Annotated in this window: 11 protein-coding genes; 6 read left to right on the top strand and 5 right to left on the bottom strand. The window is 66.7% G+C overall.

All coding sequences use genetic code 11. The features are described from left to right. Window positions 1–14: 14 nt before the first annotated feature. The 4 genes from carA to greA all read left to right on the top strand — a co-directional run bounded on the left by carA (window position 15) and on the right by greA (window position 5,344). Complete coding sequence (carA, locus tag K2X73_RS06380) at window positions 15–1,229, top strand: glutamine-hydrolyzing carbamoyl-phosphate synthase small subunit (protein WP_294109324.1); 1,215 nt, start codon at window positions 15–17, stop codon at window positions 1,227–1,229. Then, window positions 1,229–1,456, top strand: coding sequence for a hypothetical protein (locus tag K2X73_RS06375; protein ID WP_294109323.1), 228 nt, complete (start codon window positions 1,229–1,231; stop codon window positions 1,454–1,456). The genes carA and K2X73_RS06375 overlap by 1 nt, the downstream gene beginning before the upstream one ends. Continuing rightward, window positions 1,456–4,791, top strand: a complete 3,336-nt coding sequence (gene carB / locus K2X73_RS06370; protein ID WP_294109322.1) for a carbamoyl-phosphate synthase large subunit — start codon at window positions 1,456–1,458, stop codon at window positions 4,789–4,791. The genes K2X73_RS06375 and carB overlap by 1 nt, the downstream gene beginning before the upstream one ends. A gap of 76 nt (window positions 4,792–4,867) precedes the next feature. Continuing rightward, a complete protein-coding gene (gene greA, locus K2X73_RS06365; protein WP_294109321.1) occupies window positions 4,868–5,344 on the top strand; it encodes a transcription elongation factor GreA in 477 nt (158 codons plus the stop codon). A 138-nt stretch (window positions 5,345–5,482) separates the two neighbouring features. Here the strand turns inward: greA and rsmD are convergent, their stop codons facing one another. Then, complete coding sequence (gene rsmD, locus K2X73_RS06360; protein WP_294109320.1) at window positions 5,483–6,019, bottom strand: 16S rRNA (guanine(966)-N(2))-methyltransferase RsmD; 537 nt, start codon at window positions 6,017–6,019, stop codon at window positions 5,483–5,485. Further along, window positions 6,019–7,140 (bottom strand): pseudouridine synthase, encoded by a 1,122-nt coding sequence (locus tag K2X73_RS06355; protein ID WP_294109318.1) that lies wholly within the window; start codon window positions 7,138–7,140, stop codon window positions 6,019–6,021. Before K2X73_RS06355 ends, rsmD begins: the two co-directional genes overlap by 1 nt. Window positions 7,141–7,273: 133 nt before the next feature. On the opposite strand from K2X73_RS06355, the gene K2X73_RS06350 reads away from it, so the two are divergent. Then, on the top strand, window positions 7,274–7,705 hold the full coding sequence (locus tag K2X73_RS06350) for a response regulator (protein ID WP_294109317.1): 432 nt from the start codon (window positions 7,274–7,276) through the stop codon (window positions 7,703–7,705). On the opposite strand, the gene K2X73_RS06345 is transcribed toward K2X73_RS06350, so the two are convergent. Beyond that, window positions 7,683–8,837: an aromatic ring-hydroxylating dioxygenase subunit alpha gene (locus K2X73_RS06345; protein WP_294109316.1), complete on the bottom strand. Its 1,155-nt coding sequence runs from the start codon at window positions 8,835–8,837 to the stop codon at window positions 7,683–7,685. The genes K2X73_RS06350 and K2X73_RS06345 overlap by 23 nt on opposite strands. A gap of 152 nt (window positions 8,838–8,989) precedes the next feature. Here K2X73_RS06345 and K2X73_RS06340 point away from each other — a divergent pair, with 152 nt between their 5' ends. Next, a complete protein-coding gene (locus K2X73_RS06340; RefSeq protein WP_294109473.1) occupies window positions 8,990–10,270 on the top strand; it encodes an MFS transporter in 1,281 nt (426 codons plus the stop codon). Between the two features lie 7 nt (window positions 10,271–10,277). Here K2X73_RS06340 and K2X73_RS06335 read toward each other — a convergent pair whose 3' ends face one another. Together K2X73_RS06335 and K2X73_RS06330 are read right to left on the bottom strand one after the other, a co-directional pair. Beyond that, window positions 10,278–10,697: a hypothetical protein gene (locus K2X73_RS06335; protein WP_294109315.1), complete on the bottom strand. Its 420-nt coding sequence runs from the start codon at window positions 10,695–10,697 to the stop codon at window positions 10,278–10,280. Window positions 10,698–10,784: 87 nt separating this feature from the next. Next, window positions 10,785–12,095: a folylpolyglutamate synthase/dihydrofolate synthase family protein gene (locus tag K2X73_RS06330; protein WP_294109314.1), complete on the bottom strand. Its 1,311-nt coding sequence runs from the start codon at window positions 12,093–12,095 to the stop codon at window positions 10,785–10,787. Between the last annotated feature and the right edge of the window lie 453 nt (window positions 12,096–12,548).

Below are 12,548 nucleotides of genomic sequence, written 5' to 3'. Positions count from 1 at the left end.
GAGTGCCCGCCCGCATGGCCGACGCCAAACCCTCGCTCGTGCCCGCGACCCCGCCCGAGGGGGCGACCGGCGTGCTCGTGCTGGCGGACGGTAGAGTGATCTGGGGCCATGGCTTCGGCGCGCAAGGCGAGGCGGTGGGCGAGGTGTGCTTCCACACCGCGATGACGGGCTATCAGGAAATCATGACAGACCCGAGCTTCGCCGGGCAGATCATCACCTTCACCTTCCCCCACATCGGCAATGTTGGCGCCAACCCCGAGGATATCGAGGCGGACGCCCCCCACGCGCTCGGCATGATCGTGCGCGAGGCCGTGACCGAGCCGAGCAACTTCCGCTCGGTGGAACGGCTTGACGCATGGATGGAGAAGCATGGCCGGATCGGGCTTTCGGGCATCGACACGCGCGCGCTGACGAAGCGCATCCGCGGCGCCGGCGCCCCCAATGGGGTGATCGCGCATAGCCGCACCGGCAGCTTCGATCTCCCCGCGCTGCTCGCGATGGCGCGCGCGTGGCCGGGGCTGGAGGGGATGGACCTCGCCAAGGACGTGTCGTGCGCCACCCATTTTGGCTGGGCCGGCGGCATCTGGCGGCTGGGCGCGGGCTATGACGAGAGCGCGGCGCTGCCGGGGGCAACTGCTGAGGCGGGTGAAGCCGACACCAACCGTCCGCACGTCGTCGCGATCGATTATGGCTCGAAACGTAACATTTTCCGAAACTTGGTCCAGGCCGGCGCGCGCGTGACTGTGCTGCCCGCGACCGCGAGCTTCGCCGATGTGATGGCGCTCGAGCCCGACGGCTTCTTCCTCTCGAACGGCCCCGGTGACCCGTCAGCGACCGGCGAGTACGCCGTGCCGGTGATCCGGCAGATGCTTGAGACAGGCAAGCCGCTGTTCGGCATCTGTCTGGGCCACCAGCTGCTCGCGCTCGCGGTGGGCGCGCGGACGGTGAAGATGCACCAGGGCCATCGCGGCGCCAACCATCCGGTCAAGCGGCTGGAGGACGGGGTTGTCGAGATCACGAGCATGAACCACGGCTTCGCGGTCGAGCGCGAGAGCCTGCCCGAGGGCGTGCGCGAAACGCATGTCTCGCTGTTCGACGGCTCGAACGCCGGGTTGGAACTTGCCGATAAGCCAGCGTTCAGCGTGCAGTACCACCCCGAGGCGAGCCCGGGGCCGCAGGATAGCTTGTATTTGTTCGAGCGGTTCGTGGGGATGATGGGGCTGCGTTGATGGCAACCGTAAGGACATTTGAAGTCGAATATCTCGACAACGCTCGCCCACATGACCAGGTAGAACTTGCCGTGGTTCGTCTGGTAAACTACGGGATCGAAAAATTCATCCAAATAGACAAATATGGACGTGAGACGCGCGAAGTGCCGCGTAAGCTTTCTCAGACTATCCGTCTCGATAAAGCTGCATTTGAGAAATTCGTCGAATTAGGACGTGAGCACTTCTAATGCCCAAACGCACTGACATCTCCTCCATCCTCGTCATCGGCGCCGGGCCGATTGTCATCGGCCAGGCGTGCGAGTTCGATTACTCGGGCACGCAGGCGATCAAGGCGCTGAAAGAGGAAGGCTATCGCATCGTCCTGGTCAATTCGAACCCGGCGACGATCATGACCGATCCCGACCTCGCCGACGCGACCTATGTCGAGCCGATCACGCCAGCGGTCGTCGCCAAGATCATCGAGGCGGAGCGGCCCGATGCGGTGCTGCCGACGATGGGCGGGCAGACCGCGCTCAACACCGCGCTCGCGCTGTTCCGCGATGGCACGCTCGAGAAGTTCGGCGTCAAGATGGTCGGCGCCGATGCCGAGGCGATCGACAAGGCCGAGGATCGCCAGAAATTCCGCCTGGCGATGGACAAGATCGGCCTCGAATCCGCCCGCTCGGCGATCGCGCACAGCCTGGAGGAGGCGTTCGCTGGGCTCGACAAGGTCGGGCTGCCCGCGATCATCCGCCCCAGCTTCACGCTCGGCGGCACCGGCGGCGGCGTGGCTTATAATCGCGAGGAGTTCGAAGAAATTGTCCGCAAGGGGCTCGATGCCAGCCCGACGAACGAAGTGCTGATCGAGGAGTCGCTGCTCGGCTGGAAAGAATATGAGATGGAGGTCGTGCGCGATCGCAACGACAACGCCATCATCATCTGCTCAATCGAGAATGTCGATCCGATGGGGGTGCATACTGGGGACAGCATCACTGTCGCCCCGGCGCTGACGCTGACCGACAAGGAATATCAGATCATGCGCAACGCCAGCATCGCGGTGCTGCGCGAAATTGGCGTGGAAACAGGGGGTTCGAACGTTCAGTTCGCGGTCAATCCCAAGGATGGCCGGTTGATCGTTATCGAAATGAACCCGCGCGTCAGCCGCTCCTCGGCGCTCGCCTCTAAGGCGACCGGCTTCCCGATCGCCAAGGTCGCTGCGAAGCTGGCGGTCGGCTACACGCTCGACGAGATCATGAACGACATTACCGGGGCGACCCCAGCCTCGTTCGAGCCGACGATCGACTATGTCGTCACCAAGATCCCGCGCTTCGCGTTCGAAAAGTTCAAGGGCGCCGAGCCTTTGCTGTCCACCGCCATGAAATCGGTCGGCGAGGTGATGGCGATCGGGCGCAACATCCACGAGTCCATGCAGAAGGCACTGCGCGGGCTGGAAACGGGACTGTCGGGTTTCAACCAGGTCGATGCGTTGGTCGGCGCGAGCCGGGCGGAGATCGAGGCGGCGCTCGCCCGGGCCACGCCCGATCGCTTGCTTGTCGCCGCGCAAGCGCTGCGCGAGGGGTTCAGCGTTGCCGAGGTCCATGCGATCGCCAAGTACGATCCCTGGTTCCTGGAACGGATCGCCGAGATCGTCGCCGCTGAACAGACGGTGATCGACCAGGGCCTGCCGCGCGACGCGGCGGGAATGCGGCGGCTGAAGGCGATGGGCTTTTCCGACAAGCGTCTCGCCTGGCTCGCGCTCAAATCGGTGAATATCCGCGGCGGCATGGCGCGCGGCATCGCCCGTGCGGGCGGGCTGGTGCATGAAGCGGTGAAGGCGCTTGCCGGCGGGGTGACCGAAGAGGAAGTCCGCGCGCTGCGCCACAAGCTGGGCGTGCGGCCTGTGTTCAAGCGCATCGACACCTGCGCTGCCGAGTTCGACGCCAAGACGCCGTATATGTATTCGACATATGAAGCCCCCAGCTTCGGCGCGCCCGAGAATGAAAGCGATCCCAGTGACGCGCGCAAGATCGTGATCCTGGGGGGCGGGCCGAACCGGATCGGGCAGGGGATCGAGTTCGACTATTGCTGCTGCCATGCCTGTTTCGCGCTGGCGGATGCCGGGTTCGAGACGATCATGGTCAACTGCAACCCGGAGACCGTCTCCACTGATTACGACACTTCGGATCGGCTCTATTTCGAGCCGTTGACCGCCGAGGACGTGCTGGAGATTCTGGAGATCGAGAAGTCGCGCGGCGAGCTGGTGGGCGTGATCGTCCAGTTCGGCGGCCAGACGCCGCTCAATCTGGCGCAGGCGCTCGAGGATGCGGGTATCCCGATCCTCGGCACCAGCCCCGACGCGATCGATCTGGCCGAGGACCGTGAGCGCTTCGCGGCGATGATCACCAAGCTCGGGCTGCGCCAGCCCGCGAACGGCATCGCCCGCAGCCGGGACGAGGCGGCGGCGGTGGCGGGCCGGATCGGCTATCCGGTGCTTATGCGCCCCAGCTATGTGCTGGGCGGTCGCGCGATGGAGATCGTCGATTCACTCGCCCAGCTCGACGATTATATCCAGACGGCGGTGCAGGTATCGGGCGAGTCACCCGTGCTTATCGACCAGTATCTGCGCGACGCCATCGAGGTCGATGTCGATGCGATTTCGGACGGCAAGCAGGTCGTCGTCGCGGGCATCCTGCAGCATATCGAGGAAGCCGGGGTCCATTCGGGCGACAGCGCCTGCTCGATCCCGCCCTATTCGCTGCCAGTCGCTGTCGTCGCCGAGATCGAGCGCCAGACGAAGGCGCTCGCGAAGGCCCTGTCGGTGAAGGGGCTGATGAACATCCAGTTCGCGGTCAAGGACGGGCTCGTCTATCTGATCGAGGTGAACCCGCGCGCCAGCCGTACCGTGCCTTTCGTCGCGAAGGCGATCGGCACGCCGATCGCGAAAATCGCCGCGCGCGTGATGGCAGGGGAAAAGCTTGCCGATCTGCCGTCGGTCGACCGCGCGATCGATTATTTCGCGGTAAAAGAGGCGGTGTTCCCCTTCAATCGTTTCCCGGGAGTTGATCCGGTCCTCTCACCGGAAATGAAATCGACTGGCGAAGTGATGGGGATCGCGCCCGATTTCGCGACCGCGTTCGGAAAGGCGCAACTGGGAGCAGGCACTGTGTTGCCTGGGAGCGGCACCGTGTTCGTCTCGGTGAAGGACAGCGACAAGCCGGTGATCGTGCCGGCGATCCGCACGCTGATTGAGCTGGGCTTCACGATTGTCGCGACCGGCGGCACCGCCGCGTTCCTGGAAGGCCAGGGCCTCGCGGTCGAGCGGGTGAACAAGGTCGGTCAAGGGCGTCCGCACATTGTCGACCGGATCAAGGACGGCGAAATCGCGCTGATCTTCAACACGACCGAGGGCTATCAATCGCTGAAGGAATCCAAGTCCATCCGCGCGTCGGCGCTCGCGCAGAAGCTCCCTTACTTCACCACAGCCCCGGCGAGCGTGGAAGCAGCACAGGCCATCGCGGCGCTCGCCCGACGCCCGCTTGAAGTGAAGCCGCTCCAAGCCTATTATGATCGTTCGCACATTTGATTCCGACAATTTGGCGATGGTGCGGGCGAGCCGAGCGCGGCGCGCTTGAGGTTCAGGGTTTAGAGGACGCGTAAGGATGGCCACGGTCGAAAAAATGCCGATGCTGGCGGAAGGCTATGACAAGCTGACCGTGGAACTCAGGCGGCTGAAGGAAGAGCGACCGCTGATCGTCGATGCGATCGAGGAAGCGCGCGCGCATGGCGATCTCTCTGAAAACGCCGAATATCACGCCGCCAAGGAGCGCCAGGGCCAGATCGAGGCGCAGATCGCCGACATCGAGGACAAGCTGAGCCGCGCCCAGATCATCGACCCAACCACGCTTTCGGGCGAAAAGGTGGTGTTCGGTGCGACGGTGACGTTGCTCGACGAGGACGACAAACCGGTGCGCTATCAGATCGTCGGCCAGACCGAGGCGGATGCGAGCGCGGGCCGCATCAGCTACAACTCGCCGCTGGGGCGCGCGCTTATCGGGCGTCGGGTGGAAGACGAAGTCGAGGTCACGGTGCCGTCGGGCGATCGTTATTATCTGGTATCGAAAATCGAGTTCATTTGAGCAGACGCGCTCGGGCGTTCGCGTGCGCGCGTTGAATAACAGCGCGCGACTTTGGCTCGAATGAAACTCGGTCGGGATCGGCCACTGAGCTGCCAATCCTGATGGTGGTGCGACAGGAAGGCGTTGAAACGTAGCGCTTTATTCGCGTCGCAACAGCGTTAGCCGCGCCTTGCCGTGGACGCGCTCGGCATCGATCACAAAGCCAGTGACGCGGACTGCCTCGTTGAACGCGGTTTCCACGCTCACCCAGCTTTGCGGACCGATCCAGCCGAGCCGGGCGAGCTTGTCGAGCGCCACGGCGCCCGCGCCCGAGCCGTAGGGTGGATCGAGCAGCAATAGGTCCAGCGGCGCCGGAGCAGGGCCGAGCGCGAGCACCGAGGCCGTGCGGACATCGGCCGTGGCGCCCAGTTTAGCCAGATTCGCGCGCAAAGCATCCATCGCGGCGCGGTCCTGCTCGACGAACAGGCAGCTGGCGGCACCCCTGGAGAGCGCCTCTATCCCAAGCGCGCCCGATCCCGCGAATAGGTCGGCCACGGCAAGCCCCTCGAACCCGCCGAGCCGGCTGGTGAGCATCGAAAACAGCGCCTCGCGCACGCGGTCCGCAGTCGGGCGGGTTGCGGCACCGCTGGGGGCGATCAGCGGCCGCCCCCGCCAAGTGCCGGCGATGACACGCATCAACGCGCGCCCCTTGGCGGTCGCGCGTTGGGGCGACCGCGCGGTTTGGCAGGGGCAGGACGAACGGGACCGGGGCGAGCGGGGCGGTCACGCCGCGCGATTTCGCGCGCCTCGCCAGCGGTGACGAGGCTGAGCTTGCCGCTCTTGCGCGGGCGAGGGCGGGGTGCGCTGCGCGCTTCGGTCGCGGCGGAGGGGGTTGCTCGCTGGGGCTTTGCTCCGCGTGGCTTCGCCCCGGGCGGCGCCGTGCCTGGCCCCTTTCGCGGCGGCCGGGCGCGCGGCGCCTCGGGCTCGGCGTCGCGCGACACGGGAGGCTTGGGCACGGAGCGGGCGGCGCGGCTCGCGGCGGGCTTCAGTGCCATCGGTTCGGCGCCGGGGCCCTGGCGCGGATCGCGGCGGAAGCTCACCAGATCATGCTGGCGCACTTCGCCAATCTCTCCCGGCGCCAGATCGCCGAGCACGAAAGGACCATATCGCGTGCGGATCAGGCGCGAGACCTGCAGGCCCAGATGTTCGAGCACGCGCCTCACCTCACGATTCTTACCCTCGGTCAGGATCATCTCGATCCACAGATTGGCGCCGGTGCGGCGTTCCATGTTGGCGTCGATCGGCCCGTAGCGGACGCCGTCGATCTCCACGCCCTCGATCAATTCCTCGAGCTGCGCCTGGCTTACCTGGCCATAGGCCCGGGCGCGATAGGCCCGCTCCACGCCGGTCGCCGGCAGCTCGAGCTGGCGCTTCAGCCCGCCATCGGTGGTGAGCAGCAGCAAGCCTTCGGTGTTGAGGTCGAGCCGCCCGACCGGCATCAGTCGCGGCAAGTCCCTGGGCAGCCGATCATAGATGGTGGGCCGCCCAGCCGGATCGCGCTCGGTTACCAGCAGACCGGCCGGCTTGTGGTAGAGGAACAGCCGCGCCGGCGCGGGTTCGGACACCGGCTGGCCGTCCACCGTAATCCCGGCGAGCGAGGGCAGGATCGTCGCCGGCGTGGTGAGCAGCGTACCGTTCAGCGCAATCCGCCCGTCGGCGATCATCCGTTCGATTTCACGGCGCGAAGCGACCCCGGCGCGGGCGAGCAATTTGGCGATGCGGTGGCCCGGCGCGGGCGAGGAGGGCTTGCTGGTCACGCCCCGTCCCATAATCGCTTTTCGAGCCGGCACAAAAGCTATTGCCCCCTTGGGCGCTCCGAAGCCCATCCCCATTTACGGGCGGCGATGGCGCATGGGAAGGGTGGACGCGAGGGAGGCGTTGGACAGCTGCATGATGTTTGCCCGTAAAGCCCCGGTGCTGCGGCGGATCCTGATCGTCGAGGACGAGCCGTTGATCGCCTTCGATACCGAGCATTTCCTGGAGGACGAAGGATTCCAGATCGTTGCAACGATTGATCGCGCCGATGCGGCGGAGGCGTTGATCGAGGACGGCGTGCCGCTCGATCTGGTGATCGTCGATGTGGCGCTCGCTGGGGGCGGCAGTGGTGTCGACGTGGCCCGTGCCGCGTTCGATGCCGGAATCCGCGTGCTGTTCGTGACCGGCGCCTGCCCGCCCGAGGCGCGGCTGCTCGCGGATGGTTGCCTCGCCAAACCCTATTCCCAGCGCCATCTGCTCGCGGCGATCAAGGCCATCGGCCAAGTCGCGGAGGGCGAGCGCCCGCGCAAATTGCCGAGCGGGTTCAGCCTTTACCGGGCGGCGTAAGCGCCGCCTCGACCGCCGCGTGGAAGCGCGCGATCCCGCCCTCGAGCGTGCCGAGCGTCGCCCGGTCGATCGCGCCGGCCGCCAGGCCCTGCTGGCCGAGTTCGGCGGCGCGAAAATCCTCGCCGGCGAATACCTGGCCATCGAGCAACGTCCAGCTCCGCTCCCAATGATCACGCGCGGCATCGGTCGGGGGCGGCTCGGGGATCAGCATGAAATCCTCGACGAGCACCTCACCCGCCGCCTGCGGCATCAGCACCATCAGGTTCATATAATCGGGGCTGACGATCAACACCGCGCCCGGGAACAATTGATAGGTATAGGTGATCGCTGCCCGCAATGCGCTCCAGTCATCCCCCGCCGCCGCGACCACGTCGGCGGCGCGCCCTACCGCCGAGCGTTGATGCGGGCCGACCGCGTCGGCGGTCGCGACGCCATCCTGGAAGAAGCGCGCGATCGTCGCCGAATGCAGCCGCTGGACGTGATAGCTTTCCAGGAACGCGTCCATGATCAGCTTCCAATTCGCCGCGACCCGGTGGGTTCGCCGACGGAACAGGTGCTGCGTGCCGAGCGCGAAGGCATCGAAATCGGCGGCGAGCTGGTTCGGCAGGGTGAAGTCGGCGCGCTCATCGAACGCGAACCAGATCAGCCCGCCCGCCTCGCGCGTTGGCAGCCGTTTCAGCGCATAATCGCCCTTGTCGAGTCCAGGAAAGGTCTCGCTACGGGGCAGGGCGAGCAGTTTGCCGTCCAGGCCATAGCTCCAGGCGTGATAGGGGCAGATCAGGCGGCTGGCGCACCGCGGCTCCGCGCCTTCGACCAGTCTCGTGCCCCGGTGGCGGCAGACGTTGAGGAACACATGCGCGCAGCCGTCGCGGTCGCGCGTTATCAGGAGTGGCTTGCCGAAGCCGTCATGCGGCACCGCCATGCCGGGCTCAGGCAGCAGCGCGGAAGGGGCGATGACAAGGGGATGGCGCGCAAAGATCGCCGCCTGCTCGGCGGCGTAGCGTTGGGGCGCGGTATAGACCGATGCCGGAACGAAACTCATCGCCGCTTCGTCCCCGTCGCCACCGCGCGCAAGCCGCTCGGCGAGCGCCAGTTGCGCCGGCGTGGGGCGCAGCGTGGCGAGGTCGTTCATGGCTTTTCCTCTCCGCTTTTGGCGCTAGTGTGAGGGGATAGCGCGCGGGGAGCAAGCGATTGAGTGAGTGGTGGGTCGGCGCGTTCGTTGCCGTGATTCTGGGGCTGGCGGGGCTGTCACGCCTGCCCGCCTTCGCCGGGGTGCTTGGGCCGATGCGCCCCTATGCCGAGCGCGAGCCGCTGGCGGCGTTCTTCCTCGGGGTGTCGTCGGCGTTCCCGTTCACGATGATCGGCGCGACGCTGACGTCGCGACTGGCACAGGCGGGGATCGACAAGAAGTCGGTCACGGCCTTCGCGCTCGCTATCCTGATCTACAACCTCAAGCCACTCTGGGCTTGGGTGGTCGAGGGGGTGCGCCTGCCGGTGCTTGGGCGCCTGGGGCAACGGTTGAGCTGGCTGGTGCTCGCTGGCTCGCTGGCCGCCCTTGCCGTGCTGAATCTGGCGCGGGTCGATCCAGCCGCCGGCCTTGGGGAAACCGTGGTCGCCGCTTTGCTTGTCGCCTTTACCGGCGCCACATACGACATCGTGATCGACGCCTATCGCATCGAGATCCTGCGGCCTGAACAACTCGGGGTGGGCGCGGGCATGTCGCAATATGGCTGGCGGATCGGCTCCGTCGCCGCTGGCGCCACCGCGCTGGTTGTCGCGCAGACTTATGGCTGGAACTGGGGCTATGCCCTTTGCGCGGTTTATGCATTGCCAGCGATGCTGGTGGGGCTGGTGCTCGGTGAGCCGACCCGCCACCGCCCGCCCGCCGAACGCCGAGGCTGGGCGGAGATCGAGGCGGCGGCGGTCGCGCCGTTCGTCGAATTCTTTCGCCGGCGCGGGGCGTGGCTGATCCTGCTGTTCATTCTGGTCCACAAGATCGGCGATACACTCGGCCAGCTGACCGTGCGGCTGCTCTATAACGACCTCGGCTATTCGAACACCGAGATCGCGGTCTATGACGTTGGCGTCGGCTTCTGGGCCTATTTGCTCGGCATTTTCGCGGGTGGCGCGCTCTACACGCGGGCTGGGCTCAAACCGTCGGTCCTGCTGAGCCTGATCTTGATGGCGGTGTCGAATGCCAGCTTCGCCGGGCTCGCGCTGGTCGGGCACAACAATGTCGCGATGGCGGGCGCGCAGGGGTTTGAGAATTTCGCGAGCGGCGTTGGCGGGGTGTGCGTGGTCGCCTATTTCTCGGCGCTCACCGATCTGCGCTACACAGCCGCACAATATGCACTGATCTCGGCGGCGGCGAGCGTTGTGGGGCGGATCATCACCGGCACTACCGCCGGGACGCTCGTTGAACAGTTTGGCTATCTGAACTTTTATCTGTTCACCACGGTCGTGGCGCTGCCCGGTGTGTTCCTGTTCTGGTGGATGAGCCGCAGCGGGCTGGTCGACGCCTCGATCGGCAGCGCGGGCGCCGAGGAGCCAGGGGGCGTGCGCTAAGCTTAGCTTATCCGCCGATCGGCTTGTCTAGCGCCGCGAACGCCTCGCTGACCGCGTAGAGCGAGGCGAGCATCCCGTCGATCTGGCGCGTGCCGAGCAGATCGGCCAGCAGCAGTCGGGCGGCGGGGACGTTGTTCGGCAGCCGGGTGGCGATCGCGATTAGCGTCGCTTCGCTCTCGGTCATCCGGGTGCGGCGGCAGGTGCCGAACTTGACCCCGGGCTGCTCGGCGAGCTTCTCCGCGAGCATCCGGGTGACGAACAGCACACGACGAAAATCGCGCCCGAACAACATGATAAAGCGCTGAGCGAGCCCCGCGTCCTCGATACCGTACCAGCGCAAAGTCCTGAGCGAGGCGAGCAGCAGGCGGCCTCCGGCGTCGCGGGGGAGGGGGCGGCTGGGGACGGCGAGATCGGCGAGCAGCGTCATGAGCGCTCCTTTCGCCTGCTTTGTGCAGGAGCGCGCGCCGCCGCGTAATTGGCGGGAATACTTAGACAGTTTGGCGCGCACCCGCGCTCAATCGGGCAGTTCGCCATTGGCCGCGAGCACGCTTCCGGCGAGATAAAGCGAGCCGAGAATGAGCACATTCGCCCCGCCCGGGCAGTGCGCGGCAATCCGGTGCAGCGCCGCGCCAACCCCGGGCGCCGTCGACGCGCTCAAATCCCGCGCCAGTCCGGCCTCGGCCAACGCCGCGGGGGGATGATGCGCGTGACCCTCGACCGGCACCGCGACCAGCCCGGCCGCGACCGGCGCCAACGCCGCCAACATGGCGTCCGCGTCCTTGTTGGCGAGCATCCCGAGCACCAGCCACAGCGGCGCATCGCCGCCGGCCTCGACGATCGCCGCGCGCACCGCATCGGCGGCGGCGGCGTTGTGCCCGCCATCGAGCCAGACCGCGCTCCCCGCCGGCAGCAGCGCGGTGAGCGGGCCATCGGCGAGCCGCTGCATCCGCGCCGGCCAGCGCGCTTGCGCCCCCGCCGCGATCAGCGCCGAGTCGGGCAGCGGCAGAGTGCCTTGCGCGCGCAGCATCGCGGTCGCGAGCCCCAGGTTGCGGCGCTGATGCGCCCCCGGCAGGCGCGGCGGCGCCAGCGTGAGCGCGCCCGCCGTGTCGCGGTAGCGCGGGGGCGTGCCCTCCACCCACCAGTCGCGCCCCTCCATCAGCACCGGTGCGCCTCGCGTCCGCGCGACCGCCTCGACCACCGCGCGCACATGGGGCGGATAGGCCATCGTCACCAGCGGCACGCCGGCCCGGGCGATGCCGGCCTTCTCCCCGGCGATCGCCTCGATCGTGTCGCCCAGAAACTGTTGGTGATCGATGCCGAGCTGCGCGATCCCGGTCACCACCGGCCGCAGCACATTGGTCGCGTCGAGCCGCCCGCCCAGGCCAACCTCGATCACGCACGCGTCCGCGGGCGTCTCGGCAAAGGCGAGGAAGGCGGCCGCGGTCGTCACCTCGAAGAAGCTCGCGCCGATATCGCCCCCGGCGTCGAGCACCCGCGCGAGCAGCGGGGCGAGCGCCTCGTCGGCGATCAATCGCCCCGCGACGCGGATACGCTCGTTGAAGCGCACCAGATGAGGGCTGGTATAGACATGCACGCGGTAGCCCGCCGCCTCCAGCCCGGCGCGCAGATAGGCGCAGGTCGAACCCTTGCCGTTGGTGCCCGCGACATGGAACACGGGCGGCAGCCGGTGCTGCGGATCGCCCAATCGAGCGAGCAACGCGGAAATCCGCTCCAGCCCCAAAATGTCCGCGCCCGGCGACAGTGCCCAGAGCCGATCGAGCTGCGCCTGAACGGCGGGGGAAGTGGAGCGGGCATTGTCGGGCATGCGAAGCGATATAGCGACAAATGGCTATCGGTCATTTGAAAGGTGGCTGACCGGAAAACCTTTTATGCCGATCCTTTACTGGGAGCCAGGTGCCGCGACGCACCGGCTTTTTTTGGTTCACGCGGAGGCGCGGAGGACGCGGAGCAGGTTGGAGATGACGGTTTTTCTTCTGCGCCGCAGATACCTTTACGCAGATTGAGAGAAGGGCGCTGCGCGCGATTTTCGATCCTTCTCCTCCGCGCGCTCCGCGCCTCCGCGCGAACCGAGTCCGCCGCCGCTTGATCAAACAGCCCTCAAGCCGCCTCGCGCGTACCCAGTCGGTCATTTGAAAGGTGGCTGACCGGAAAACCTTTTATGCCGATCCTTTACTGGGAGTCAGGTGCCGCGACGCACCGGCTTTTTTTGGTTCACGCGGAGGCGCGGAGGACGCGGAGCAGGTTGGAGATGACGGTT

This window comes from Sphingomonas sp., assembly GCF_019746665.1.
Lineage (GTDB): Bacteria > Pseudomonadota > Alphaproteobacteria > Sphingomonadales > Sphingomonadaceae > Sphingomonas.
Note: the sequence above shows the minus strand (reverse complement) of the source record. Positions and strands in the feature narration are given on the sequence as shown.

Excerpts from the sequence above, each read along its gene's own strand:
- carA (WP_294109324.1), top strand. The coding sequence starts at position 15 with ATGGCCGACGCCAAACCCTCGCTCGTGCCCGCGACCCCGCCCGAGGGG.
- K2X73_RS06375 (WP_294109323.1), top strand. The coding sequence starts at position 1,229 with ATGGCAACCGTAAGGACATTTGAAGTCGAATATCTCGACAACGCTCGC.
- carB (WP_294109322.1), top strand. The coding sequence starts at position 1,456 with ATGCCCAAACGCACTGACATCTCCTCCATCCTCGTCATCGGCGCCGGG.
- greA (WP_294109321.1), top strand. The coding sequence starts at position 4,868 with ATGGCCACGGTCGAAAAAATGCCGATGCTGGCGGAAGGCTATGACAAG.
- rsmD (WP_294109320.1), bottom strand. The coding sequence starts at position 6,019 with ATGCGTGTCATCGCCGGCACTTGGCGGGGGCGGCCGCTGATCGCCCCC.
- K2X73_RS06350 (WP_294109317.1), top strand. The coding sequence starts at position 7,274 with ATGATGTTTGCCCGTAAAGCCCCGGTGCTGCGGCGGATCCTGATCGTC.
- K2X73_RS06345 (WP_294109316.1), bottom strand. The coding sequence starts at position 8,837 with ATGAACGACCTCGCCACGCTGCGCCCCACGCCGGCGCAACTGGCGCTC.
- K2X73_RS06340 (WP_294109473.1), top strand. The coding sequence starts at position 8,990 with ATGCGCCCCTATGCCGAGCGCGAGCCGCTGGCGGCGTTCTTCCTCGGG.
- K2X73_RS06335 (WP_294109315.1), bottom strand. The coding sequence starts at position 10,697 with ATGACGCTGCTCGCCGATCTCGCCGTCCCCAGCCGCCCCCTCCCCCGC.
- K2X73_RS06330 (WP_294109314.1), bottom strand. The coding sequence starts at position 12,095 with ATGCCCGACAATGCCCGCTCCACTTCCCCCGCCGTTCAGGCGCAGCTC.